The 25,685-nt window shown below is 69.7% G+C and carries 25 protein-coding genes; 13 read left to right on the top strand and 12 right to left on the bottom strand.

Translation table 11 applies throughout. The features are described from left to right. The first annotated feature begins 2 nt into the window (after positions 1–2). Positions 3–626, top strand: coding sequence for a TetR/AcrR family transcriptional regulator (locus tag ACIRP2_RS29880; protein WP_404255631.1), 624 nt, complete (start codon positions 3–5; stop codon positions 624–626). A gap of 395 nt (positions 627–1,021) precedes the next feature. After that, a complete protein-coding gene (locus tag ACIRP2_RS29885; protein ID WP_404255633.1) occupies positions 1,022–1,504 on the top strand; it encodes a nuclear transport factor 2 family protein in 483 nt (160 codons plus the stop codon). A gap of 53 nt (positions 1,505–1,557) precedes the next feature. Here the strand turns inward: ACIRP2_RS29885 and ACIRP2_RS29890 are convergent, their stop codons facing one another. After that, positions 1,558–1,938: a hypothetical protein gene (locus ACIRP2_RS29890; RefSeq protein WP_404255635.1), complete on the bottom strand. Its 381-nt coding sequence runs from the start codon at positions 1,936–1,938 to the stop codon at positions 1,558–1,560. Positions 1,939–2,585: 647 nt separating this feature from the next. Between ACIRP2_RS29890 and ACIRP2_RS29895 the strand changes: the two genes are divergently transcribed. Continuing rightward, positions 2,586–3,035: a Rieske (2Fe-2S) protein gene (locus tag ACIRP2_RS29895; RefSeq protein WP_404255713.1), complete on the top strand. Its 450-nt coding sequence runs from the start codon at positions 2,586–2,588 to the stop codon at positions 3,033–3,035. Here ACIRP2_RS29895 and ACIRP2_RS29900 read toward each other — a convergent pair. After that, positions 3,019–3,672 (bottom strand): cysteine hydrolase, encoded by a 654-nt coding sequence (locus ACIRP2_RS29900; RefSeq protein ID WP_404255637.1) that lies wholly within the window; start codon positions 3,670–3,672, stop codon positions 3,019–3,021. The two genes, ACIRP2_RS29895 and ACIRP2_RS29900, sit on opposite strands and share 17 nt — an antisense overlap. A gap of 112 nt (positions 3,673–3,784) precedes the next feature. Between ACIRP2_RS29900 and ACIRP2_RS29905 the strand changes: the two genes are divergently transcribed. Next, on the top strand, positions 3,785–4,261 hold the full coding sequence (locus tag ACIRP2_RS29905; RefSeq protein WP_404255639.1) for a pyridoxamine 5'-phosphate oxidase family protein: 477 nt from the start codon (positions 3,785–3,787) through the stop codon (positions 4,259–4,261). 18 nt (positions 4,262–4,279) lie between these two features. On the opposite strand, the gene ACIRP2_RS29910 is transcribed toward ACIRP2_RS29905, so the two are convergent. Beyond that, on the bottom strand, positions 4,280–5,194 hold the full coding sequence (locus tag ACIRP2_RS29910; protein WP_404255641.1) for a LysR family transcriptional regulator: 915 nt from the start codon (positions 5,192–5,194) through the stop codon (positions 4,280–4,282). Between the two features lie 74 nt (positions 5,195–5,268). Here ACIRP2_RS29910 and ACIRP2_RS29915 point away from each other — a divergent pair, with 74 nt between their 5' ends. Continuing rightward, on the top strand, positions 5,269–6,297 hold the full coding sequence (locus tag ACIRP2_RS29915) for a DMT family transporter (RefSeq protein WP_404255715.1): 1,029 nt from the start codon (positions 5,269–5,271) through the stop codon (positions 6,295–6,297). Here the strand turns inward: ACIRP2_RS29915 and ACIRP2_RS29920 are convergent. Then, a complete protein-coding gene (locus ACIRP2_RS29920; RefSeq protein WP_404255643.1) occupies positions 6,288–7,619 on the bottom strand; it encodes an aminotransferase class I/II-fold pyridoxal phosphate-dependent enzyme in 1,332 nt (443 codons plus the stop codon). The two genes, ACIRP2_RS29915 and ACIRP2_RS29920, sit on opposite strands and share 10 nt — an antisense overlap. A gap of 35 nt (positions 7,620–7,654) precedes the next feature. On the opposite strand from ACIRP2_RS29920, the gene ACIRP2_RS29925 reads away from it, so the two are divergent. Then, a complete protein-coding gene (locus ACIRP2_RS29925; protein WP_404255645.1) occupies positions 7,655–8,350 on the top strand; it encodes a pyridoxamine 5'-phosphate oxidase family protein in 696 nt (231 codons plus the stop codon). A gap of 57 nt (positions 8,351–8,407) precedes the next feature. Here ACIRP2_RS29925 and ACIRP2_RS29930 read toward each other — a convergent pair whose 3' ends face one another. From ACIRP2_RS29930 to ACIRP2_RS29940, 3 genes are all read right to left on the bottom strand, one after another. Next, positions 8,408–9,364 carry a DMT family transporter gene (locus ACIRP2_RS29930; protein ID WP_404255647.1) on the bottom strand — a complete coding sequence of 319 codons (957 nt, stop codon included), beginning with the start codon at positions 9,362–9,364 and terminating at the stop codon, positions 8,408–8,410. A gap of 156 nt (positions 9,365–9,520) precedes the next feature. Beyond that, entirely contained in the window at positions 9,521–10,549 is a 1,029-nt protein-coding gene (locus ACIRP2_RS29935) for an EamA family transporter (protein ID WP_404255649.1), read from the bottom strand. Between the two features lie 450 nt (positions 10,550–10,999). Beyond that, positions 11,000–11,569, bottom strand: a complete 570-nt coding sequence (locus tag ACIRP2_RS29940) for a Clp protease N-terminal domain-containing protein (protein WP_404255651.1) — start codon at positions 11,567–11,569, stop codon at positions 11,000–11,002. A gap of 248 nt (positions 11,570–11,817) precedes the next feature. Between ACIRP2_RS29940 and ACIRP2_RS29945 the strand changes: the two genes are divergently transcribed. Together ACIRP2_RS29945 and ACIRP2_RS29950 are read left to right on the top strand one after the other, a co-directional pair. Then, on the top strand, positions 11,818–12,027 hold the full coding sequence (locus tag ACIRP2_RS29945; protein WP_404255653.1) for a hypothetical protein: 210 nt from the start codon (positions 11,818–11,820) through the stop codon (positions 12,025–12,027). Between the two features lie 78 nt (positions 12,028–12,105). Beyond that, positions 12,106–12,537: an SRPBCC family protein gene (locus ACIRP2_RS29950; protein WP_404255655.1), complete on the top strand. Its 432-nt coding sequence runs from the start codon at positions 12,106–12,108 to the stop codon at positions 12,535–12,537. Between the two features lie 66 nt (positions 12,538–12,603). On the opposite strand, the gene ACIRP2_RS29955 is transcribed toward ACIRP2_RS29950, so the two are convergent. Next, the gene (locus ACIRP2_RS29955; RefSeq protein ID WP_404255657.1) at positions 12,604–13,215 is read right to left on the bottom strand and encodes a PadR family transcriptional regulator; all 612 of its coding nucleotides are present in this window, start codon (positions 13,213–13,215) and stop codon (positions 12,604–12,606) included. Between the two features lie 1,520 nt (positions 13,216–14,735). After that, entirely contained in the window at positions 14,736–15,320 is a 585-nt protein-coding gene (locus ACIRP2_RS29960; RefSeq protein WP_404255659.1) for a cysteine hydrolase family protein, read from the bottom strand. Between the two features lie 748 nt (positions 15,321–16,068). On the opposite strand from ACIRP2_RS29960, the gene ACIRP2_RS29965 reads away from it, so the two are divergent. After that, positions 16,069–17,034, top strand: a complete 966-nt coding sequence (locus tag ACIRP2_RS29965) for a WD40 repeat domain-containing protein (protein WP_404255661.1) — start codon at positions 16,069–16,071, stop codon at positions 17,032–17,034. Between the two features lie 705 nt (positions 17,035–17,739). On the opposite strand, the gene ACIRP2_RS29970 is transcribed toward ACIRP2_RS29965, so the two are convergent. Then, positions 17,740–18,177, bottom strand: a complete 438-nt coding sequence (locus ACIRP2_RS29970; RefSeq protein WP_404255663.1) for a VOC family protein — start codon at positions 18,175–18,177, stop codon at positions 17,740–17,742. 214 nt (positions 18,178–18,391) lie between these two features. Between ACIRP2_RS29970 and ACIRP2_RS29975 the strand changes: the two genes are divergently transcribed. Beyond that, a complete protein-coding gene (locus tag ACIRP2_RS29975) occupies positions 18,392–19,213 on the top strand; it encodes a PhzF family phenazine biosynthesis protein (RefSeq protein ID WP_404255665.1) in 822 nt (273 codons plus the stop codon). Positions 19,214–19,382: 169 nt separating this feature from the next. Here ACIRP2_RS29975 and ACIRP2_RS29980 read toward each other — a convergent pair whose 3' ends face one another. Beyond that, complete coding sequence (locus ACIRP2_RS29980) at positions 19,383–20,177, bottom strand: CPBP family intramembrane glutamic endopeptidase (protein WP_404255717.1); 795 nt, start codon at positions 20,175–20,177, stop codon at positions 19,383–19,385. Between the two features lie 169 nt (positions 20,178–20,346). Here ACIRP2_RS29980 and ACIRP2_RS29985 point away from each other — a divergent pair, with 169 nt between their 5' ends. Continuing rightward, a complete protein-coding gene (locus tag ACIRP2_RS29985) occupies positions 20,347–22,137 on the top strand; it encodes a substrate-binding and VWA domain-containing protein (protein WP_404255667.1) in 1,791 nt (596 codons plus the stop codon). Positions 22,138–22,490: 353 nt separating this feature from the next. Here ACIRP2_RS29985 and ACIRP2_RS29990 read toward each other — a convergent pair whose 3' ends face one another. Further along, entirely contained in the window at positions 22,491–23,996 is a 1,506-nt protein-coding gene (locus ACIRP2_RS29990) for a glutamate-cysteine ligase family protein (RefSeq protein ID WP_404255669.1), read from the bottom strand. Positions 23,997–24,479: 483 nt separating this feature from the next. On the opposite strand from ACIRP2_RS29990, the gene ACIRP2_RS29995 reads away from it, so the two are divergent. Next, positions 24,480–25,073 (top strand): hypothetical protein, encoded by a 594-nt coding sequence (locus ACIRP2_RS29995; RefSeq protein ID WP_404255671.1) that lies wholly within the window; start codon positions 24,480–24,482, stop codon positions 25,071–25,073. Between the two features lie 322 nt (positions 25,074–25,395). Further along, the gene (locus ACIRP2_RS30000; protein ID WP_351083398.1) at positions 25,396–25,602 is read left to right on the top strand and encodes a DUF5999 family protein; all 207 of its coding nucleotides are present in this window, start codon (positions 25,396–25,398) and stop codon (positions 25,600–25,602) included. Positions 25,603–25,685 lie beyond the last annotated feature (83 nt).

Consider the following 25,685-nt stretch of genomic DNA (forward strand, 5'->3'; position numbering starts at 1 on the left):
TCATGTCGTCAAGCATCCAGCGGAAGCGTGTTCGAAAGTCGCCGTCGGACCGACGTGCGGAGATCGTCGACGCGGCTGCCGGCATTGCTCTGACCGAAGGCCTGGAGGGCATCACACTGCGCCGGATCGGCGAGCAACTCGGCGTCCGACCAGGCCTCATCAGCCACTACTTCCCCGCGGTGGAGGATCTCGTGGCCGAGGCGTTCGGCACCGCGGCAGGGGCCGAACTGGACACGCTGCTGCCGACGGACCGGGCGGCGGGAACGCCCACCGAACAGCTCGCGCGCTTCTTCTCACTCGCGACGGGTGCCGCCTACGACGACATCAGCCGGCTCTGGATCAACGCCCGGCATCTCAGTCGCTACCGCCCCGTCCTGCGCGACAGGGTCGGCCACCAGGAGGCCATGTGGCGTGGCCGCCTGGAGAGTCTCATCCGTGAAGGCGTCGACCGCGGGGAGTTCCGCACCGACGACCCTCATGTGACGACCATTCGGATTCTCGTGGTCATCGACGGTCTCGGCGCGCACGCCAATACGCGCACCGGCGACCGCCCCGACGCGGTGACGAGGATGGCCGTGACCACGGCCGAACGCGAACTCGGTCTGGAGAGCGGCTCACTCCTGTGACCACGGGTTGCGCAAGCGCCCGGATGACCCGCTCGACCAGCCCAAGTGCGGCGTGCAGCCCCTTGTCGTAGCCGGGCTGCTGCGGCAGGCAGGGGAACAGACCCGTCAGGTGGCCGGGGGCGTAGCGCGACCAGTGTGCCTCAAAGGCGAAACCGGGCTTCGCCCGGGCGACAGCGACGCAGACCCGCTCGGGGTCGGTCACACACGGGCGGTCGGCCCATCCATCGTCGTCCTCCCAGCACGTCGTCGATCCTCACATAGAGTGCGGTGACGAGGATCTCCAAGTTTGGTTTCACAAAAGGAACTTGGGGGACTTCGTACCGTCCCCACGTCGAACTCCTGTCCATCACTCGAACGAGTTCCTCCATAAGCAGACCGAACGGAGTCCCACCGTCATGCCAGACACCACCTCGGCCGTCTTCAGTCCCCGCGATGTCCTGGCCCGCTTCCACCGCGCGATGCTCGACAAGTCCGCGGACGATCTGGCCGATCTGTACGCGGCCGACGCCCTGCACGAGTTCCCGTTTCTCGGCTTCCCCGGCATGCCCGAGCGCTACCGGGGACGGGAAGAAGTCCGTGCGGGCTATCGAGCGGCCTGGGGCGCCAGCCCAGCACAGCCACAGAGGATCCACGACGTCCTTGTCCACGAAAGCACCGACCCCGAAGTGATCACTGTCGAGCAGGTCGTCACTGGAACCGTGACCACAACCGGCCAGACGTTCAGCTTCCCCGGCCTCCTGGTGCTCCGGGTACGAAACGGCCTGATCGTGCATGTCCGGGACTACATGGACGGCCTCCGCGTCGCCCACACGATGGGCCGACTGACCGCCGTGGCTGCCGGCCTCGGCGCCGGCCGGACGGAAGCGACGCAGCCCTGATCCTGCTCAGACGGTGCTCAACGCCGCTCCGGTCCGACTTCGGACTTGATCATTCAGGGACGCAGCGCTGCCAGGACCCGGCCGCGGAGCAGCTCGTACTCCTCACGGAGCCGTACGATCTGCGCCGGCCGTTCGATCACGTCGCCGCCGACGACCATCTCGTCGGGGCCGAACTGCTCGCGCGTGAGGTCGACTTCTATCCCCATGCCCAAACGGTTCCACCAGTGGTAGTCCACTCGCTCACCGTTGACATGGACCTCGCCACGGATCAGCACCCCGCCCAACAGATCGTGCACCACCAGGGCAGTGACACCGCACTGGTCGCGCGCCGGGTTGTCCGCCGTCCAGTTCGGTCGGTGCTCCGGCGTCGAGGTGTCCGCACCCCAGGCGCCGCGAATGGCCTGCTCGAGATCGTTCAGGTTGCTCGGTGTCATGCCACTCAGCCTCGCAGACACCTCTGACAATCACCCGGGACGCATCGTCTCGGCCCCGGGCCGTCGCCGTCCGGGGCCGGTGGCCGCCCCTGTGGTCGCGGCACTCCGTGGCGCGGGGAGGGATGCCTGGGAGAAGTCGGTGTACAGGGAACGGTTCACGACCGTGCCGGAGGACCGGATCGACGCGCCGCGGGCAGTCGCCGCCCCGCTTCCCGCGCTGGACCCGACTCGGACCGCGATACGCGGCTGATCGCGCGACGGGTATCTCACGGCTGCCGCTGTGCCGCGTCATCGGGACTCTTCCGAGCAGCAGCGGTCGGCGCCGCACCGACCGGCCGACGACTCCACGACACCCATTGGGAGGAACGGTTCCTCGGCCACCCGGAGGCAATTCCGGAGAACTACGAGATCCGGGGCGGGCCGCCCGGTCACCCGGGAGGAGACGGCGAACACTCTGTTGCCGCTGGAGAGGGACTTCCTCGAGAGGTCCCTCGGACGGGAATTCGGGGAAGCCGACGCGCGCACCCAGGTCGGTCACAGAAGGCGTGAACACCGTAATCATGAACAAATGAGTCGTGAGTTCCGAAGTCGGGAACTCCGACATCGTGGAAATCGACGTCATGAACATCACGGAAGGGAAGGCCGGCATGAGCGCTTCGCAGAACCAGGAGATCCGTCCCGGGCGGAGGGCCGTGGTCGCGGCAGCCGGGGCCGCCTCGGCGGCTGTCGTACTCACCGCGTGCGGCAGCCAGAAGGGTTCCGTCGGTTCGGGTACGGTCAAGCCGGCCGACGACGGAACGGACGGCGGCGGCCCACTGGCGAGGACCGCCGACATCCCGAAGGGCGGCGGGAAGATCTTCGCCGACCGGGGTGTCGTGGTGACACAGCCCGAGGCCGGCGAGTTCAAGGCGTTCTCGTCGAAGTGCACACATCAGGGCTGTGCGGTGTCGAGTGTGTCGGACGGCACCATCAACTGCCCCTGCCACGGGAGCAAGTTCGACATGGCGACGGGCGAGGTGGCGGCGGGTCCGGCCAGTCGGCCCCTGCCCGCCAAATCGATCACGGTGAAGAACGGCTCGATCACGCTCGCGTCCTAGCCCTCCCCCGGCTCCGCCAGCAGCCGAGCACATCATCGGTGGTCGTGACGGTGGCGACGAGGGACAGGGTGTTGCGGATCACCGCGGGCGTGTAGTCGGCCGGCACTCCCGCGATGGCGTCGGACGGCACCAGCGCCGTGTATCCGAGATTCACCGCGTCGAACACGGCGTTGGGGACGGCGACATTGGCCGAGACCCCGGTGACGACCAGCGTCCGGCAGCCGAGGTTGCGCAGCAGCGCGTCCACATCCGTTCCGGCGATGGGCGAAAGGCCGTGCAGCCTGCGCACGACGAGGTCCTCGTCCGCCACCTCGATGGGCTCGGCGATCCGCACGGCCGTGGTACCCGAGTACTGCTGCACGGGCAGCCGTCCGGCAGCCCGGAAGAGGCGGGCGTTGTGGTTGGCGCCGCGCCCGTCGGGGCGGCGTTCGGCCACCGCGTGGATCACCTGGACCCCGGCCTCGTGGGCGGCCGCGACCAGCCGGGCGACACGGTGGAGCGCCCCGGAGGACCTGGCCTCGGCGGCAAGTTCCGGCAGCGCGCTCTCGGTCCCCACAACTCCTTGCTGGCATTCGACCGTCAGCAGCACGGTGGTGGCCGGATCGAGCTGCTCGGCGAGTTGTTCCTTCGACGGCACGGCGGCCCCTTTCGGTGACGGATCGGGCGCGCGAGGCTAACCGCCATTGCGTGACGGCGGAAGAGGCCTCATGATTTCTGACACTTAGTCAGCTACCGGGAGGGGGCGCCCCATGGCCGCCATTCAGCGACGGGGCCGTCGGATCATGATGACGGACACCGAACGCGACACCTATCTCGCCGAGCAGCGCACCTGCCGCGTCGCCACCGTGTCCACCGACGGCCGCCCGCACGTCGGTGCCCTGTGGTTCACCTGGGACGGCTCCTCGATCTGGCTCTACTCGATCACCCGCAGCCTGCGCTGGTCCCAGCTGCGAGAGGATCCGAGGGTCGCGGTCGTCGTGGACGACGGGGTGGAGTACGCGGATCTGCGCGGCGTGGAACTCTCCGGCCGGGTCGTCACCGTGGGCGAGGCGCCCCGCATCGGCGACGCGTGCCCCGAACTCGACTCGCCGGAAAGGCTGTTCGCGGCGAAGTACTTCGGGATGGACACCATGCCGCACGACGGCCGGCACGCCTGGCTCCGACTCACCCCGGAGGCCATCACGTCCTGGGACTTCCGCAAGCTGTCAGTACCGTCCGCTACCTGAGCGGACCCCCCTCCCGGCCTACGTCAAGGGTGCGTCCATCTCCCGACCGACCACCCGGAGCGCCGCCACCGCCGCCCTGATGGACGGGCGCCGATCCGCGTCGGTACGCCACACGGCGTGGACGTGCCGTCGCATCTTCTGCCGCACGGGGACGAGCCGCACCCCGTCGGGCACCGGTCCGCGCCCCAGCCGGGGCGCCACGCAGACGCCCAGCCCGGCGGCGATCAGGGCGAGTTGGGTGTGGTGCTCGCCCGCCAGGTGCGCAATGCGCGGTTCGATGCCCTTGGAGCGCAGGGTGAACATCAACCAGTCGTAGCAGAACTCGCCCTCGGGCCAGGACACCCAGTCGTCCTCGGCGAAATCCTCCAGGTCCACCTCCGCCCGGTCCGCGAGCCGGTGGCCGGCCGGCATCGCGATGTCCGGTGCGTCGTCCAGGAGTTCGGCCATGGCCAGGCCGCCGGGGACGGGCAGCCGCTTGTTGCTCCAGTCCAGCACCACCGCCAGGTCGATGTCGCCCCTGATGACCGCACGGATTCCGTCCTCGGGTTCCAGTTCCCGTGTGAACACGCGTAGTTCCGGATGGTCGGCGCGCAGTGCGGCGAGCGCCGCGGGAAAGAGCCCGCGCGCCGCGGTCGGAAAGGCGGAGAGCCGGATCTCACCCACCACCTCACCGCGCTGCGCCTCGATGTCGGCCTGCGCGAGCTCGACCTGGGACAGGATCCGGGCGGCATGGTCGGCGAGCAGCCGGCCGGCGTCGGTGAGCCGGACCCCGCGACCGTTCTTGGCGAGGAGTTGCTGACCCACTTCCCGCTCCAGCTTCGACATCTGCTGGGAGACCGCCGAAGTGGTGACATGCAGCCCCTCAGCGGCTCCGCTGACCGAACCGTGCCGGGCGAGGGCGTCCAGGGTACGCAGGCGCTCCAGATTCAACATGTAAGCAATGCTACGCGGATCGCCATACAAAATCTCACTTGTCCTACTTGATTCTCTTGGTCATCGTGGACTCCATGAGCGCGCCCGCGACATCGAGAAGCACCCCGTCGACCACCACTCCCCCCGCCGAGCCCTCCGCCGCCCAGCCGGGCGGGGGGACCGCTCCGAATCCGCCCCCGGACCCGGCGCCCGCCACGCGCCCGAGGCTGGACTGGCGGATCCGTTTCGGAGCGCTCTCGCTCATCTGGGGCTTCAGCTTCCTTCTGATCAAGGTCGGCACCGAGGGGTACGCACCGTTCCAGGTCACTCTCGGCCGCCTCCTGTCGGGCACCGCGGTGCTGGCTGTCGCCATGGTGGTACGGCGGGAACGGCTGCCGCGCGGCGCCCGGACCTGGGGGCATCTGGCCGTCGCCGCGTTCCTCCTGAACGCGCTGCCGTTCTCGCTCTTCGCCTACGCCGAGCTGAGCATCCCGTCGACGCTGGCCGGCATCTGCAACGCGACATCGCCCTTGTGGGGCATGGCGCTGTCGCTCGTCGCGCTCTCCGAGGACCGGCCGACCCGTCGCCGCGTAGCCGGACTCGGGCTCGGCTTTCTCGGCGTGCTCACCGTTCTGGGAGCCTGGCAGGGCTTCTCCGGGCTGGACATCAGGGGTACGGCCATGGCCCTGCTCGCCTCCCTCAGCTATCCGATCGGCTGGATATACGTCCGCAGAACGCTGGCGGGCAGCGGTTCGTCCACACTCTCCCTGACCGGCGGCCAGCTTCTCCTCGGCACGGTGCAGATCGCTCTGGTCACCCCGGTGTTCACCTCGGCCCCCAACAGCTTCCCGCCGCTCCCGACCCTGGCGGTGGTCGCCCTGGGGGCGCTCGGCACGGGCTTCGCGGTCCTGGTGCAGTACGGCCTGGTTGCCGAGGTCGGACCGACGACCGCGCAAATGGTCACCTACTTCATCCCGGTCATCGCCACCACGGCCGGCATCGTCGTGCTCGGTGAGCAGCTGAGCTGGAACACTCCGGTCGGCGCGCTCGTGGTCCTGGCCGGCGCCGCTCTCACCCAGAGCAGGGGGCACAGCACCGGGTCCGGATCCAAGGCTCAGCCGTAGTTCAGCGGCTTCGCCGGCCCTGCCGCGCCCGCGACCGCGTCGGCCAGCGGCCCGATGTCGGCCTCGGTGAGCGGTGAGACGGTGAGCCGGATCCCCTGGGGCGCGGCCATCCGGAACCGCGCCCCGGGCGCAACCGCCCAGCCCGCGTGCAGCAGCCGCGCCACGGCCCAGGTCTCGTCGCTGACCGGCACCCACACGTTCATGCCGCTGCGGCCGTGCGCCTCCACTCCTCTCTCCCCCAGAGCCCGTACGAGTGCGTCACGCCGCCGCGCGTACGCCTGCGCCACCGCACCCGGGTCGACCGCGTCCGACGTCCACAAATGCGCCACGGCTCGTTGCAGCAGCCTGCTGACCCAGCCGGGTCCGAGCCGCTGTCGGCCAGAGACCCGGTCGACCGTGACCGGGTCTCCGGACAGCACCGCGACCCGCAGATCCGGCCCGTACGCCTTGGCCACGGATCGCACGAACGCCCACCGGTCCGTGGCGCCCGCCAGCGGGTGCAGCGGCAGATCGACGATGCCGTGCCCGTGGTCGTCCTCGATCAGGAGGACGCCACGGTGCCCGGCGAGGACACCCCGCAGTTCGAAGGCACGCCCGCCGGTGATCGCGGCGCCGGTCGGATTCTGCGCCCGGTCGGTGACCACGAGGGCGCGGGCACCGGCGTTCAGCGCGCGCTCGACGGCATCGGGCAGCGGCCCGTCGTTGTCGAGCGCCACGGGCACGGGACGCAGCCCCAATGCCGGTACGAGATCCAGCAAGCTGCCCCACCCGGGGTCTTCGACGGCCACCGCGTCACCGGGTTTGAGATGTGCGACCAGTACCCGTTCGATGGCGTCCAGCGATCCGGAGGTCGCCACCACGGCACCGGTCGGCACCCCGTCGGCGTCCAGCGCGGCACGTGCGAGTGCGGCGAACTCCGGATCCACCGGCGCCTGCCCGTACATCCCGGGCTGTCGCGCGTACTCGCCCGTGACCGCCGCGAACACCTCTCCCAACGAGGGCAGCAGGGCCGGATCGGGATTCCCCTCTCCCAGATTCCGCACCCCGGGCGGGGCCTCGACCCTGAGCGAGCCGCGCGCCGTGCTCGCGGGGCGCGGCCGGACTCTGCTGCCCCGACGCCCGGCCGTCTCGATCACCCCGCGTTCCCGGAGCGTGCGGTAGGCGGCCGCCACCGTATTGGGGTTCACCCCCAACAGATCCGCCAACTCCCGCATGGGGGGAAGTACTTGCCCAGGCGCAAGGTCACCCGAGCCGACCCCCAGCTCCACGCTGGCGGCAATTTCCGATGCACGCCGTCCGGCGATCCGATACTCTCCTAGCACAAACAAGATTATGCACTAGTGCAATGGAGTACGCAATGTCGGACACCGCATCGTCACAGACCACGGGCGCGGACGCCCCGGCCGCATACCAGCCGACCGGGCGCACCGTCCCGACCCGTTCCCGCGACCGCGCGGCGTACGACCGGGAACTGGTCCACTCGATACTCGACGAGGCGTACGTCTGCCATCTCGGTTTCGTCCGTGACGGCGCGCCGGTCGTCCTGCCGACGCTCTTCGGACGGATCGGCGAGCGGCTCTACGTACACGGCTCGACCGGCTCCCGTCCGCTGCGGGAGTCCGGCCGGACCGACCCCGGACTGCCCGTCTGTCTGACGGTGACGCATGTCGACGGGCTGGTGCTGGCGCGCTCCGCCTTCCACCACTCGATCAACTACCGCTCCGTGGTGGTCCACGGCATCGCGCACACGGTGACGGACCCCCAGGAGCGGCGGACCGCTCTCGACGCGATCGTCGACCACGTGGTACCGGGCCGGTCCGCCGACTCCCGGCCCGCCGACGAGAAGGAACTCGCCGCGACCGCGGTGATCCGGCTGGACCTCCAGGAGGTCTCCGCCAAGATCCGCACCGGCGGCCCGAACGACGAGCCCCGCGACCTCGGACTCCCCCACTGGGCGGGCGTCGTCCCGCTCGCCCACGGCTATGCGACGCCGCTCCCTGCGGACGACCTCGACCCCGCCGTCGCGCTGCCGGACTACATCACCGCGCTGTGAACCGCCTCGGGGTGGACGGGCCCGCCCCGGGGGCACGGGCCACGTCCACCCCGGCGGTCAGGCCGGCGCCGCCGCCCGGCGGCGGGCGTGCGCGGCGCCGCGCGCCTCGGCGAACGCCAGCCCCGCCACGGCCACGAGGAGCAGCAGTGTCCCGACGACGGTGGCCGCGGTGAGCCGCTCACGGAGCACCACGACGGCGATGACAGCCGCGCTGACCGGTTCGAGCAGCATGATCACGGACACCGTCGCGGCACGCACCACGGCGGCGCCCGCGAAGTAGAGCGCATAGGCGAGCGCGGTCGGCACCGCCGCCACGTACACCAGGAGCATCACCACCTGCACCGGCTGATCGGTGTGGGGTACGAGCCCTTCGGCCGCGGCCATCGGCAGCAGCCCGACGGCTCCGATCCCGAAGGCCCAGGCGCTGGTGGCGAGGGAGTCGGTGGCGCCGCCGTCACGGCCGAGCCATCGGGTCAGCAGCGTGATCGTCGCGTAGCCGGCCGCGGAGAGCAGCGCCAGGGCGACGCCGGCGGGCCGTACCGTCGCCCCGTCGCCGCCGAGCACCAGCACGGCGAGCCCGGCCAGCGCACCCGTCACAGCGGCCGAACCGCCGCGCCCCAGCCGTTCCCCCATGGTCAGCCGCGCACCGACCGCGATGAACACCGGTCCCGCCCCGAGAGTGACAACGGTCCCGACCGCGAGTCCGGTCGCCTCGACGGCCGCGAAGTACGCGCTCTGGAAGACAGTGAGACCCGCGCCGGTACCCAGGACGCGCAGCATCCGACGGCCGCGCGGTTCGGCCGGGGCTGCTGCGCGTCGGGGCCGCAGCGCCAGAGCGGCGAGCAGGAGCAGAAGGCCGCCCGCACAGCGCCAGAAGGACAGGACGAGCGGCCCCAGGTCGCTGACTTCGAAGATCAGCGAGGCGGCGGCCCCGGCAGTGCCCCAGGCCACACCGGCGACGATCAGATAGATGAGGCTCCGCCCGACGGGCAGGCCGGAAGCAGGGTTCGACATATGACTTCTCCGGATGAAGACGGAACGGTGGTCGCTCGGCTCCGCACGGGCAGCGACGATCCGCTCGGGAAGTGCCCGAGCCCGGTCTTCGTCAGGAGTGGCCGCCCGCGCTATGCGGCGGGTGGCGAAAGCACGGTCGAATTCATGATCAGCAGGCTACGTCGCAGTGCGGCCCGCGGACAACTCCCCCTCGACCTCGGCCCGGCCCGCGCCCGAACCCTCTGCGCGCCCCTCGCCCGTCCCCGAGGCAACGGGACCGGAGGGCGTCCTCGGCGTCGCCGACTGGGCGATCAAGGCACCGACCAGCACCATGGAACCGCCGATGAGCTGCGGCGCCGAAAGGTGCTCGCCCAGCAGCACCCAGGCGAGCACGGTCGCGATGACCGCCTCCAGGCAGGCGACGACGCCCGCGACCGCGGGAGAGAGCAGCCGCACCGAGATCACCCCGGTGACATAGGCGACCACCGTCGCCATCAGCACGATCCAGACGATCAGCAGCCAGGCGGGCACGTCCGCACCGTCCATGACCGCGCTGCCGCCCAGGACCGTCCAGTCCATCCTCCAGGGCCTTGCGACCAGAGTGAGGACGACCGTACCGATCAGCAGTCCGTACGCGATGACACCGACCGGATGGGGCGGTTCGACGCCTTCCGCCCGGTCCGCGCTCCCCTGGTCCGACAGGACGAAGTAGCCGACCTGACAGCAGGCGGCACCGAGCGCGAGCAGCAGCCCGAACACGTCGAAGCTCAGCCCGGACCAGACCTCGACCACGCAGGCGAGACCCGCGACCGCGAGCACCACGCCGACCGCGGCGCCCCGGGTGACCGGACGGCGCTGGACGAAGCGGACCCAGCCCAGGACGAGCGCGGGCGCCAGGTACTCGACGAGGAGCGCGACACCGACGGGCACGCGGGAGATCGCGGCGAAGTAACAGGCCTGCACACCCGCGACGGCGAGCAACCCGAACCCCAGAAGCAGGACCGGCCGACTGCGGACGAGGTCCCGGTGACGCCAGGCGACGGGCAGCATGACGAGGGCGGCACCCGCCACCCGTAGCCACACCACATGGAGCGGATCGAGCCCCGCCTCGATGAGCGGCTTGGCCGCCACTCCTGAACCACCGAATGCGAACGCCGAGGCCAGGGCGAGTCCCAGGCCGGCGCTTCTCCCCTGAGACGCGTGCATCGGCACATCATGACAGCTGCGGTCAGGAGCGTCACCCCGGTGACCACTGACGCACCTCCCCCGTCCGGTGCCCGGCTCCGTCGCAGCCTCCTTCAGCAGCTGCCGGGCTTCACACCTCTGTGCCCGACCACCGGCCGTCAGCCCGCAGACGGCCTGGCCACCCGGCCTTCGCCCGGCCCGCATGGTCACTCCCGTCCTGGACGGGGACGGCTTCCCGATGCGTACGCCCGCGACGGTGACCCACTCCGTGCACACCGGTCCGGTCGCAGCCGATCACGCCCGTACGCACCCCGACCAGGATCGACCGCGGCGCCGTCAGGAATCGACCGCCCCGCGGCGTCGTCGACGTGGTCGGCGTCGTCCCCGGACGGCAACCGGGGCGAGGCGCGGCCCGGACCGCGGGACGCCGAACGAACTGCCGTGCCCGTTCGGCGCCGTCGGGCCGGGCGCTCAGCCCCCGACCCCGCGCCATCCCTGGTCGGAGGCCCCCACGACCCGGGCCGCGAGTCGCTCGGCGTCCACACCGGCCCGCTCCAACACCTCGACGGCCCTGCACTCGTGATCCATGGCCAGCGCCGCGAGCAGGTCGAGCCCTCCGGCCCGCGCATCGCCGCGCAGCGCCGCCCGCTCGTGGGCTTCGGCCATGGCCGAGGCGGCCGAGGGCGACCAGCCCTCCACTCCCGCGTCACGCACGGCGGAGCCCGGATCCCTGACGACCGGGACGGCGCCGGAGTCCTCCACCGTGCCCTGCCATCGGAGCCCGTACCCGATACTGCGCTGGACGAGGTAGCCGAGCACCTTCGCCAGTTGAGGTCCGCCCTCGAAGGCCGACCTCACCTCGGGGTCCGATTCGATGAGGGAGTGCAGCAGATGCGCCGTATCGATCTGCCGGTCGCCGTCCCGCAGTGCGCGCCTGCGGGCGCCCGTCACCACCACGGCCAGCTCCACGGTGAGTCTGGCGTCGAACCCAGCACGGTTCGGTGCGGGCTGCTGAGGGATCCGCGGCGTCCGGTTTTGCACACCTCTTACCCCATCAGTCCCACAGCCCCGAAGCATCGCCGGAGGGACCCATTTAGGCATCCCACGCAAGTTGGGCACATCAGAGCCCCCTCTCCTCCTTACGGATGAGATCTCGCCATTCCGGGACCCGATCCGGAAAAACGGCGCGCGCCGCCTTGCTTCGCGCCCCCCGGAGCAACCGGGGACCGCCCCCCGTACGTCCCACAGGCCACACCACCCATACGGCAGCCGGAAGGGAGTGCGCGGACGTGTCCTGGTTGGTCGCGCTGCCGACGCTGGACGGACAGGAATACGTGTACCTGGTCCACGCACCGGCGGACGCCCTGCGCGCCGATCTCTTCTGGGCCGCGTTCCACTGCCATGACGACGGCCCGCACCCTCGCGCCTGCGACCGTTTCGACGCGGCTCTGATCTGGCGGGCGGGAGCGGAAGGAAAGGAGCGAAATCCGAAGACCTGACGGTTCATCAGTATTGAATGTTCACGTCTGTGCGACTACGTTCCGCGACACCGTAACCCGCCGAGAAGGGGTGGTCGCATGGCCGAAGTCAGTGCAGAGGCTCGCATCGAAGCACCGGCCGAGAAGGTCTGGGCCCAGCTGACGGACTTCACCGCGTACGACCAGTGGAACGCCACCCACACCAGCTTCCCCAAGGGCGGCCCGGCGACACTCGAAATCGCGGCCACCTACGAGGAGAACATGAAACTCATGGGCTTCCCCGCCGAGGTGACCTGGACGGTGGCGGAGCTGGAGACAGCGCGCCTGCTGACCACGAGGGGCAAGGGGCCGATGGGCGTCAACCTGGCGATGCGCTACTCGCTGACGCCCGACGGGGATGCGACCACGGTACGTATCGACGGGGAGTTCACCGGCGCCGCGGTCTCCTTGATGGCGGGCAAGCTCAAGGACTCCGCGACCGCCGCCCTGGTCGAGTCACTGCGCAAGCTCGGCGGGCTCGTCGCCGCCTGAGACCACCGGAACGACGGAAAGGGCCTCGCGGCTCGGCCGCGAGGCCCTCGGCGCACCACCCACGGGTCAGTGCTCGTCGGCAAGGATCAGATAGAGCTTCTTCCGGGCGTCGTTGATGACCGTGAGCGCCTTCTGACGCTGATCGGCCGAGCCGGTCTTCCAGACCTGGCCGAACGCCTCCATCAGACCGAAGCCGGCCTGCCGGATCTCGTTGACGCCTTCCCAGTCGACCCCACGCCCGGCTTCCTCCCAGGGCGCGTCGGGACCCGACTCGGCCTCGGTACGCCCGGCGTCGGTGAGCGTGAACAGCTTCTTGCCACCCTCGCTCGCACTGACGATCAGCCCCTCGTCCTCCAGCAGCTGAAGGGTCGGGTAGACCGAACCCGGACTGGGCCGCCAGGCCCCGCCGCTGCGGTCGCCGATCTCCTGGATCATCTCGTACCCGTGCATCGGCCGGTCCTTCAGCAGCGCCAGGATCGACGCACGCACGTCGCCTCGGCGCGCCCTCCCTCGACCACCGCCCCGGCCACGCCCGCCACCGAAGGGGCCACCACCGAACGGCGGACCGAACGGCCCGAAGGCGGCCCGACGCCCCTCGAAGTCACCCCGCCCCGGATGACCCGGCCCGCAATGTCCGTGTCCATGCCCGTGCTCATGTTCGTGTCCACGTGAACGCATCGTCGCATTCCTTTCATCTTTGATCTGTCGCGATGCGTCAACGATATATCGGAACCGATCGCTTGACAAACACCCCGGTCACACCCCGGATGTCCCGTCTCACGTCCTGGCTGGGTGGCCTCCAATCCCACGTTCGGTGGCCGTGATCAAGGGCGGGGCCACTGTCCGGGGTGACTCGTGTCCCCAAAAGGCCTGTCCCACGGCATCCGAGGTGGTCATGTCATGGGTTCGGCGGGGCGGGGCCCCGCCAGAGGTACCGGAATTCGATCCGGCTCGACCGGGCCGCGGTGAACGGGTACGCAGGCCGTCGAGGTACGCGGCGGCGGTGGCCTTCGAGGTGCGCCGGAGTTCTTCGCGCGGGCGGTGGATGGGGCCGGGCGGGTGGTGGACCGCCGCGCGGCGAACCGCATCGACGCGCGGTCCGTGGCGGCGTTCGCCTCGATGCGCCGAGCAGCTGGGGTGGGTCCATCGGTTGGTCGGGGAGATCGATGCGGTGAGACGGCGAACCTGCGTTGCCGGCCGGCTACCGCCGCCGCGTCACTCGGAGTCGGAGGTTGAGACTGGTAAGAGCCTTTGACCGAGCAGTCGGTGTTCCTGGGACCTGACGACTTTTCGGCTTCCGAGTCCATCACTGCTCGTGATCAACGGCAGCGCGCGTCGCCTCAAGGGCGGGCAGCCAGGGGAGAATGAGCGGCATGACACGTCTCCGGGCTCCGTTCGGCAGGTGGGGTCCCGCCTCTCCGAGCGAGGTTGTTGCGAGGTTCTCCGGCTTGGAGTCCCGCCGGTGGGTGGCAGGGGGATGCGCGATCGAGCTCGCGGTGGGCGGCCGGATTCGGAGCCATGGGGACATCGATGCCCTGCTGCTGCGCTGTGACCAGCTCGTGGCCCAGCAGGCTCTGCCGGGGCTGGCAGTGGCGGGCCGCAGATCCGCCGGGAAGCCTGCGTCCGTGGGCATCGGACGAGGTTCTGCCCCTGGGAGTTCACGACATCTGGTGCCGACTCGGGCCCGACGATCCCTGGCGCGTCCAGGCCGTGATCGACGAGTCCCGCGGCCAGGAATGGGTGTCACGGCGCGACCCCCCGGGCGTTGATGGTTGGGCGGTTCGGGATGGTCAGCCGCGGCATCCGGCGGGTCTCCGTGCACCACCGAGGGAAAGCCTGTGCAGTACGCCGGGTGGCGCACTTCTCCGCCGGCCAGGCATCGAGGTCGGCCTGGGTGCGGGCGCTCAGCGTGACGCGCCGGGCAGCGAGCCGGACCAGGAAGGTGCGGGCCTGGGTGGTCTGCTGGCGGAATTCCTGCGCTGTGCTGGTGCCCGGCGGTCTCTTGGCGGCTTGGCACGGGGCTTGCCGAGTTGATGCCAGGTGGCGAAGTGCTGGAGCAGCCGGACGGTCGCGCGTGGCAGGGGGTGCGGGGGCGGCGGTAGGACCTCCGGGCCGCTGCCGGGCCGGCACCGGGGTGCGCGCGGCCGCCGCACCGGGTGGCTGCGGCGGCCGTGGGTGGCATCGGCACGTGGTTCGAGTCAATCAGCCCGGAGCAGGGCATACAGCTCGGCAGTGTCGACAACGTGGGCCCGCGAGGGGAAAACGTTGTGGACTTCGGTGTCCGGGTCGGCGACGCCGTCGGACAGGACGTAGAGCTGGTAGTCGCGGTCGGCCGCGTCCATGACGGTGGACAGGACAACACCGCTGGTACTGATGCCGGAGACGACCAGAGTGGTGATGCCGCGCTCGCGCAGCTGCTGGTCGAGGTCGGTGGTGGACATGCCACCGTAGCGGATCTTGCGCACGACGATGTCGCCGTCCTGGGGAGCCATGCGCTCATGGACGGCTGCGACAGGGTCCTCGTGGTGCATGACGCGGTGCCGGGCCATCGGGGCGAAGGACTTGTTGCCGGCCGGGATCGCGTCCCAGTCGGTCTCGGTGAAGCCGACGCGCACATAGGCGATGGTGCCGCCCTTCGCGCGAACGTCGGCGATGGCCCCTTCCACGCGACCGAGCAGGGCTTCGCAGCACCCGCCTTCGGGTAGAGCGGCCAGGATCGCGGGTTGGAAGTCCATGACGAGAAGAGCGGTGTGCGCGGGGTCAAGTGCGGGGGCGGTGCTCATGCGAGGGTTCTCCTTGCTGGTGGTGTGCCTGGTCGACGCGGACACGAACCGGCGGACCAGCTGCGGCCTGCGGGCTCCAGTGGCGCATTGCGGTGTGCCATGAGTGGCTACGGGACAGTTGTGGCTCGCGCTGCGGCCGTCCGGTCGCGCCGGGGAAGCGGGAGCGAGGCCGGCAGGAAACAGTCCCGCGCCCGTGAGAGCGGTGCATGGACCGGTGACGTCGGCGAGCAGCCCGCCGGGCGCCGTGAAGACGGCCATGGACGCCTGGCGGCCGATCGACCAGGCCGACAGTGTGCGGGCGACGAGCTGCTCGGGGTGTGTTCGAGCCGGAAGGTGGTGGGCACCGGGGTGTACAGGCCCATCAGCGCTCCTCCTTGACGTTTCACCCGAACAAAATGACGTTGACCGGTGAGAGCCAAGCGGGCAGCACAACAGCAGGTCAAACAACCGACCGGCCAGATACTCACAACCATTCGTTGTTCACCAGGGTGGATCGACGTCAACCCGCACGTGGCCCTGGCTGGCGACCTTCTCCTTCTGCCGCCCACCTGGTGAGCCGAGCCGTCGGCCGCTCGTCCGTGCCGCGGGCCATCCCGTGTTCCGCGTCCGATACGGGGTACGGGATGCTCGGTTCACCTCCGGGAGAGGAGTGGTTAGCCTCCCGATCACGACGGACCCGGTTCATGAGGAAGTTGCCGGCGACGAGCCGGCCGCGACACGGTTGGCGGGCGCGGGGATGGGGTGGCGGGTGGAATGGGCCACCGGCGACCTGATCGGTGCGGCCGTCAGGGCGGCCGGCCACGCCGACTGGGTGCGGTCTGCCGCGACGGCGGTGGTCAACGGGCGCGCGGTCGCCGTCACCGGCGGCGACGACGAAGTCGTGCTGGTTTGGGACCTGGCGACCGGTGAGCGGATGGGCGACGCCCCGCCCGCCCGCGGCGCGGTGTGGGCGGTGGTGACGGCGATGGTGGACGGCAGTCCTGTTGCCGTTGTCGCCGATCCGTCCACGCTGGTGCAGTCGTGGGACCTGACCGGACACCGGCCCCTGGCGGGACTCGTCGGCGGGGCGTGGACGGCGGCAACGGCCGTGGTGAACGGTCGTTCCGTGGTCCTCACCGGCGGAAGCGCTCCGCGACTGCAGATGTGGGACCCGGCCACGGGCGAGCCCTTGGGTGTCCTCGCGAGGGACCCCTCGACGGGCCACGTCGGCGCTGTGGGGGCGGTGGTGACGGCTGTGGTGGATGGCCTCCCCAAGGCCATCACTCTGCACGACGACAGCACAGTCCACGTATGGGACCTGACGGAGCGTCGACACGACGGCCGGGTGCTGTCTCCGACTGGAGGCAGCCGCCAGCGGGTGTCGCTGGCCGTCGCCGTGGTGGACGGCCGCCTGGTCGCCGTCACCAGCAGCTGGGACGGCCGGATTCAGGTTTGGGACGTGGCCACGCGCACGGGAGCGATGGGTCGTGCGCACCTGACGGCCCACACCGGTCCGGTGTGGGCCGTCGCCACGTCCGTGGTCGACGGCCGGCCGCTCGTGGTCACCGGCGGCGACGACCGGACGGTCCGGGTGTGGGACCTTGTCTCCCACCGCCAGGTGGGCTCGGATCTGGTGTTCCCCTCGGAGGTGACCGCGGTGACCATGGCGCCCGACGGTCGGCTGGTGGTGGGGTTCGGCGGCGACATCGCGGTCCTGGCCCCACCGCCTGCTTGACCAAGCGGTCGACGCCCGCCACGGGCATGCGCGGGTCGGCAGACCACATGCGGCCCGGCTGTCTCCTCTCAGGTGAAAGAGGCAGACTTCCTGCCAGGCTCCGGTTCGACGGGGTTGCCGGGCGACGGACACGCCTGCTCGGGATGGGCCGCAGGTCAAGATCACTGACGTGAAGCGCCGTCAAAACCCCTGAACATTCATCGCTCCCGTGATCGCCGACTGTTGCTCGAACTCGTCGACAAACGCTGTCACCGAAGAGGCCCTGGCTCAACTTCTGTGGTGTCGGCGCCGGAGGTGAGTCGGTCAGGATGGCCGGCTCAGGAAATCTGCATGTCAGGGGCTGAAGCCACTGTCGCAGCAGGGGCCGATCCAGCGAGCTCCACAGAAGTTGAGCCAGAACCACCGAAGATGAGCGCAGCCAAGTGGTCGAACTCGGTTGAGGCGGGACACCGGATGCCGGAGGCTGTACCGACGGACAAGGATCCGGCAGGGGCTCCTCCGCCCAGCACACGCCACCGGAGTGGCTGCCGGTCGGGTTCGCCGAGTTCCACCGCACGCTGGCCACGGCGGGCAACTGATGCCGGCCGGCTACGTGGGGGACGACGAACGTCGTCCGACTCAGGCGTACGGCGGTCATCGGGTGTCCTTCGAGACGCACCTGCCATCGAAGCACGACCGGCATCCATCACACATCGAAGAACGCTGTCAGACCAGACAGAACTCGTTTCCTTCCGGGTCGGCCATCAGCACATGATCGGGTCTGCCCTGCATCTCGTACTCACGGACCACGGTCGCCCCCGCGGCGGTCAGCCGCTCCACCGCTCGGACCACACGGGGCCACCTGACCTCCCAGGGCGTGTCACGACCGCCGCCGACCTGCACGTCCAGGTGCAGGCGGTTCTTCACCACCTTCGACTCGGGCACCTGCAGGAAGGACAGCGTGGGGCCCACCCCGTCCGGATCGGAGAGGTACGCTCCCTGGTCCCACTCGTCCGGCGGGACCTCGTGATGAGAGAACCATTCCTCCCAGCTCTCGAACCCCGCGGGCGGGGGCTTGGGCGTGTAGTCCAGCGCCAGCGCCCAGAACTCGGCCAGCTTTTTCGGGCGTGCGCAGTCGATCGTCAAAGTCCATTTGGTCGCCATGAGGCTCTCCTCGATCCGGTCCACGGACCGTACCGTGTGCCACTGACACACCTTCCGGTCCGCCGTTACACCCGCGGCACTCGACGTCCGGTGCTCAGAACGGCACCTGGGCAGCCGGCACATGGCCGAGACGCTGCCGCCCGCCGGGTTTTTCGGTCCAGCAACACGGAATTGGCCTTGGTCTGCCGCTCCGCGCCGCACGTACGGTCTCGTCATGAGGATCCGAATCGTCGACACATTCACCGACCGCCCCTTCACCGGCAACCCGGCAGGAGTCCTGCTGCTGGAATCCGGCGCCTTTCCCGACGACGCGCAACTCCAGCGGATCGCCATGGAACTGAACCTCTCCGAGACCGCCTTCGCACACCCGCTGCCGTCGGGCGGCGAGGCGGACTGGGCTCTGCGCTGGTTCACGCCTACCACCGAGGTCGACATGTGCGGGCACGCCACGCTCGCCACGGCACACGTCCTGCACACCACCCGGACGGCGAGCGGCACAGTGCGTTTCGCGGCACGCTGCGGAAACCTCAGCGCGACCGCGCACGAGGACGGCACGATCACGCTCGACTTCCCCACAGCCCCATTGACACCCGAGACCGCCCCGGCCGGCCTGGCCGCCGCTCTGGGTGCGCAGCCGCTCTCCGTCCACGACACCGGTCCGCACATCGGCGACCTGCTCGTCGAACTGGCCGACGAGACGACGGTGCGAGGGCTGACCCCGGACCTCGCCGCAGTGGCCCGCCTCTCCCGGCGGGGCATCATCGCCACAGCCGCCGCGGAGAACCCCGCCCGCGGCTACGACTTCGTCTCCCGCGGCTTCTTCCCACGCGTCGGGATCGACGAGGACCCGGTGACCGGCAGCGCCCACACCGCACTGGCCCCCTTCTGGTCGGCGCGTCTCGACCGAGCCGAGCTGACCGGACTCCAAGCCTCCGCCCGTTCCGGCCTGGTCCGCACATCGCTGCGCGGCGACCGTACCCTGCTGACCGGCACCGCCGTCACGGTCATCGACGGCGAACTGCTCGCGACGCTCTGAGCCTTCCGACGACGCCGTCGAGGGCGTGCGGGATCACTCCGTACGCCCTCAGCACCGAATCACCCGGGCATCACCCTCGCCCCCGCACGCCCAGGCACGCCTCGGACCACCGGACGCGCCTCCGCGCGTCCCGCGGGCCGTCCGTCGGCCATCGGCCGCGCCACGGCGCTCACGGCGTGGGCAGCCAACCCACCTTCCCGGCCAGCAGGGCGTATCCGACGAACGCCCCGATGTCGAGCAGTGCGTGTGCCGCCACCAGCGGACCGACCCGCCCCCAGCGCCGGTACAGAAGCACGAAGACCACGCCCATGACCATGTTGCCGATGAAGCCGCCGATCCCCTGATACAGATGGTACGAGCCGCGCAGCACCGAACTCGCCACCAGAGCGGCCATCGGTGTCCATCCCAACTGTCCGAGTCTGCGCAGCAGATAGCCGACGACGATCACTTCCTCCACCACGGAGTTCTGCAGCGCGGACAGGATCAGGACCGGGTATTTCCACCACACGTCGGGCAGCGACTCCGGGACCACTGTCAGGTTGAACCCGGCGGCCCGCGCCAGCAGATAGAAGGCGAGTCCGGCGCTTCCGATCCCCGCCGCCACCATCACGCCGCGTCCCAGATCCGGCCAGGGCCGGGTTCGGTCGAAGCCGATGGCGCGCAGGCCGGAGCCCTCCCTGATCAGCAGATGCGCGACAAGGGCGACGGGCACCAGAGCCGTCGCGATACCGAAGAGCTGCCAGGCGAGATCCAGCCATGGGCGCCCCGGTGCGTGTGAACTGTTGAGTATCGCGGCCTGTTCCTTCAAACCCCCTGGTTTCGTCAGCGATCCGACAAAACTGATCAGGGCAGACACCCCGCTGGCCCCCAACGAGAGAGCCAGTACCAACATCGTTTCGGACCGCAGGATCCGTCGCGACACAGCCTCTTGAGGGAAAGAACCAGCCACGTACCCCGCCTCCATCTGTACACCTGCCTTGAGTTGTGCATTCACGCCCCATACCGCTCCCCGTCCCGCTAGGGTCTCGAATGCAGGTACGAAGATCATGCGCGACAGGCCGGGGGACAACCACCATTGGCAGTGGTGTGGTCCCCCTTTTCCTTGTTCATCCTCAAGGAGGGGCACCACCGACATGGCACGTCACAGCTTGCCCGACGACTACGCGACCGATGGCAGCGGGGACGGTCCCCCGCCGCGACGTCGGCGCACCGTCGCGATCGCGACCACGCTCGTCCTCGCCGTGGCGGCGGGCACTGCGGTCGCGGCGCAGGGTGGTCTGCTGTCGTTCTCCAAGTCCTGCAAGGACTCCGCCGTACGCCTCTCCATGGTGGCCTCACCGGACATCGCGCCCGCCATGCGTGCGGTCGCCGACAAGATACGCGAGGACGACGTCAGATCCGACGGCCGCTGCCTGTACGTACAGGTGATCGCCCGCGATTCCTACAAGGTCGCCAATGCCCTCTCCTCCGGGACCGGCACCCCTGACTACCAGATCTGGTTGCCCGATTCCGATCTCTGGCTCGACCGGGCCAAGGGCTCCGGTGACGGCATCCCGATCACACCTGGCGATTCCATCGCCTCCTCCCCCGTCACCCTGGCCATGGTGCCGTCGGCGGCCAAGAGGCTCGGCTGGCCGGAGAAGAAGTACACCTGGGCCGAATTGACGGCCGCGGCCATGGACTCGGACAAGGTACGCCTGGGTTCGGCCGATCCGGCGCGCAGTGCCACCGGTCTGCTGGCGCTCTCCAGCATCGGCGCGTCCTCCGAGAAGCAGGGCGGCGACAGCGACACTCGGGTCGCGGCGACCGCCAAACTGCTCGCGCAGCGCATGTCCGACGGTGACACCCAGGTGCTGGAAACGCTGGCGCAGAACGATTCGGGCGCGGAGCAGGACAATCCGGCACACAACCAGGCGGTGCTCCTCTCCGAGCAGGCCGCGTTCGCGCACAATGCGGAGTCGACGGGCGGCGGGCGGCTCGATCTCTTCTATCCCAAGGACGGCACCCCGCTGCTCGACTACCCTTACACGCTGGTCGACGAGACAAAGATGAGTACGTCCGAAGGCCGGGCGGCGCTCAGGTTCATGACGCTGCTCAACGAGCCCGGCGCGCAGTCCACCCTCCGGAAGTACGGCTTCCGGGAGGTCGACGGGACGGCTGGGGACTCCGTGGTCAAGTCGGCGGGTGGCAGGAAGCCTCAGCCGTACGCCACCGCGGCCGCCGCCGCACCGTCCGCGGAGGAACTCCAGCAGACGCTCGGCATGTGGACGATCACGGTGCAGAGTGCGCGGCTGACCACGGTCGTCGACGCCTCGGGCTCGATGGCCACGATCGTGCCGGGGCGCAACCAGTCCAGGATGGACGTCACCAAGGCATCCCTGATCCAGGCGCTCGGCCAGTTCACGCCGAACGACGAGATCGGACTCTGGGAGTTCGCCACCACGCTCGACGGCGACAAGGACTACCGCAGGCTGGTACCGACGGGTCGGCTCGGCGACCCGGCGAAGGGCGGGGGTACTCATCGCGAGAAGCTCGCCGCGGCCTTCGCCGCGCTGCAGCCGGTGCCGGGCGGTGCGACCGGTCTGTACGACACCGCTCTGGCCGCGTACAAGGACGCCCAGGCGACCTACGTGAAGGGCAAGTTCAACGCCGTGGTGATCCTCACCGACGGCTCCAACCAGGACAACCACTCCATCTCGCGCAGCGCCCTGATCGCGGAGCTGAAGCGGATCGCCGACCCGGAGCGTCCGGTGCCGCTCCTCGCCATCGCGGTCGGTCCCGAGGCCGACCGCGATGAGGTCAACGAGATGGCGAAGGTGACCGGCGGCGGGGGCTACCAGGTCACCGACCCTGCCGACATCCAGGCCGTGATCCTGCAGGCCGTCATGACGGCCGGACAGAGCAACCACACCGCCCAGGAGTAGCACTCCACCCGATGACGGGAGGCTGAGGGCTGTCCCGTAATCCCTGGTGGATCAGCGCGCGGCGCCGGATGCGGGGCATCGCAAGGCGGAGGGAGATGCACACGCTGGATGCATGTGGACGTTCCGGCAACGCAGCGAGGTGCCGTAGCTGACGTCGCGCGCCCGCCAGGGATCACGGGACAGCCCTCAGGGCACCCGCCGGTGCGGGCCACGACGCGGTCGCGGCACGAGGACGACGCCTGGCGACGGCGCCCGCGCCAACGGGGTCGCGGCGCAGAACACAGCGGACATCGGTATCCGACACGAAGAAGTCCCACTGCGCGGAATCATGACGGACCCCCGCCGGGACGGGGTCACGGCGCGGGGACGCTTGTCGGCCAGCTGTGCACGGGTTCACCACTGTGCATCAGTTCCGCGTATCGGCGGGTCGTCGCGGCCAGTGCCGCCCGCCGTCCGAGCCCGGCCTCCCGGGCCCGGTGATAGGTGTCCACCTGCCAGGACGCTCCGTTCATCCGCCGCCTGCAACGCTCCTCGATGACCCCGAGGTAGCGGTCACGGTCCGCGGGCTCGATGTTCCAGGCATCGAGCCCCGCGGCCGCCAGCGGCAGCAGCTCGTCCCGTACGAGCTTGACGGCCGGCACCCGGGTCAGCCCGCCCGATCGCCCCGGCCGGGGCCACATCAGCTCCGCGTCGATGCCGTGCCGGCAGGCGGTGTCGAAATTCTCCGCCGCGGCGGAGAACGGGAGCCTGGTCCACACCGGCCGGGACTCCTCGGCGAGCGCCCGTACGAGCCCGTAGTAGAGCGCGGCATTGGCGATCACATCGGTGACGGTGGGACCTGCGGGCAGGACCCTGTTCTCCACCCGTAGGTGGGGTACGCCATCAGCCAGCCCGTACACGGGACGGTTCCAGCGGTAGACCGTACCGTTGTGGAGCACGAGCTCCTGCAGTCCCGGCACCCCTCCCTCGTCGAGCACCCGCAGTGGTTCCTCGTCGTCGCAGATCGGCAGCAGCGGCGGGAAGTAGCGCAGGTTCTCCTCGAAGAGTTCGTACGCCGATCCGACCCATCGCTCGCCGAACCAGGTCCTGGGCCGCACCCCCTGGTTCCGCAGTTCGGGTGGTCTGGTGTCCGTGGCCTGCTGGAAGAGCGGCGGCCTCGATTCCCTCCACAGCTCCTTGCCGAACAGGAAGGGCGAGTTGGCGCCGAGCGCGATCTGAACCCCGGCAACGGCCTGGGCCGCGTTCCATACGGCCGCGAATCGCGCCGGTGTCACCTGCAGATGCAGCTGGACCGACGTGCAGGCGGCCTCGGGAGTGATCGACGAAGAGGTGGAGACCAGCCGCTCCACCCCTTGGATATCAAGAGAAAAATCCTCACCTCGCGCAGCCACCATTTGATCGTTCAGCAGTGTGTAGCGGTCCGCGGTCGAGAGGTTCGCCGCAACGAGGTCCGCGTGGCCCAGGGTGGGAAGAATTCCGATCATCACGATCCCGGCATCGACCTCGCTCGCCTTGCGATGGGCATATCCGAGTCCGGTCCTGAGCTCTTCGGCCAGTTGATCGAAAACGCGTCCGTCCAGACGGTGCGGGACTATGTTCACTTCCAAATTGAACATACCGAGTTCGGTCTGGAAATCACGGCTCGCGATGCGCGGGAGCACCTCGCCATTCATCATCTTCGGCATGCCGTCGTCGCCAGCCAGATTCAGCTCGATCTCCATGCCCATGAGGTTGCGGGGCCGGTCGAACCTCCGCTCCGCCAGGAGCCTCTCCAGCCCCTCCAGGCACTGATGGAGCTTCCTCCGGTACCTCTGTCGATCGGACAGGTCAAAGGCGCCCGACACGACCTTCTCCCCCATCGAAGCGTCCCTCCCTCAAGTGGGCGGCCCGCGGCCCAGGCCGCTCGCGTCACGGTCGATAATGCCCAGGCCGAGTGATCCATAACGCCCCCGCGAACGCCGCACAGCCAGTAATCTGAACGCGGCCGCCCGCGGCACATTCCCGCGGCATGACGCAGTATGCGGTTTCGTTCGGCCGACAGACGGCGAAAACGCCGACGCGTTTCGGCCGACCGCGTCCGGGGAAAAATCCCTGGCGGTGGCTGCGCCGCTGACGCCAAATCAGCAGAATCTCCGCATAATAAAGTCTTGATACCGCCTTGTCGGCAATACCTGCGACGGCTAGTGGAATCACTGAGTGAACACGTGTCGTATAAACTTCGCGGACGAGGCAGAGAGTTGATGCACCGGCCCAGTCACCGGCCTCCTCTGGCCCCGCATGCCGACAGCGCCGTCTGCACCCGCCCACGCACCACGTGTCTCCGAAGTGAGAGGCGACCCACTATGCCGCTGCATGTCCCCCCGGCCCCCGCGCCCGCTCTGCGCAGCGTTCTCGCGGCACTCGGTTCACCGACCGCAGTCCGCGAGGCCCGCACACCTGCTCTCCGATCGGCCCAGGGACCGCTGAGCCCGGAACTCCCGCTCCCGGTCCATGTACTGGACCGGATCGGACCGGGCGGGCTGGCACCCGCCACCCGGCTCGCCGCCTGGCGGTTCCTGATCCGCACCTCGGGACATGCAGTCGCCGCGGCGGACACCATGCTCACCCCGGACGGCTGGACCTTCTCGCACTTCTTCGAGGGCCCCTACATCGCCTCGACCGAACTCGCCCTGCGTCGGGCCGAGACGGTGACGACGCACTACCAGCCGCGACTGCTGTCCATTCCGGAGCTGTACATGCTGGCACTGTGGCTGCACGCCGACACCGAAGCCGACGCATCCGGCGGGGCACTCGCCCCCGCCGATCTGCTGGTGCCACTGGCACCCGCGCCGCCCGGCATCGCGGCCCATCACCCGCACCGGGTCGCCGATCTGCTCCGCGTGATGACACTGCGCATCACCCCGGGTCCCGGCCCCCTGCTCGGATCACCGGCCTGACGACGGACGCATCCCGCACATCACCGCACTGTGCCCCGCCACCGCTCCGGGTGGCGGGGCACAGCGCTGCGGGTGGCACCCGGCGCCCATCCGGACTAGCCCGGTCCGACCACCCCGAACCACCCGAAGGGACAGTGCAATTGCGGTGAACCGTCCGGCCGGGTGACGCGTCATCGGAGTAAGGAGAAGTGCTGCTGCGAAATCCCTGCGGATTGACGCCCGTAGGGCAACACTGGGACCGGACCGATCGATACGGGGGGCGGCCGTGAACACCTCGTCAAGCCGCAGGACATTCACTACAACGCAGCGAAAGAACCCTTCCATGTGCCAGCACCAGCCACCATGCCCGACCGCCGACTCAGCCGACCGGGAGGCCGCCCGCCTAACGGCACACCATCCGGAACAGGGCTGGAGCCTGCTGTGCAACGGCGTCCTGCTCTTCGAGGACACCGGTGAGCTGCTCCCGGACGGGCAGATCATCGCCCCGCACCGGCCCCTGGGAACGGGCCGGGCCGTGAAGGCCGCCTGAACCCGGCCGGTACGAACGGGGGCCGGCCCGGAGAATGCTCCGCACCGGCCCCGACGCATGTCCGCGTCACGTCGTGTCGCTCA

It is taken from the genome of Streptomyces sp. NPDC101194, from assembly GCF_044767885.1.
Taxonomy (GTDB): Bacteria; Actinomycetota; Actinomycetes; order Streptomycetales; family Streptomycetaceae; genus Streptomyces.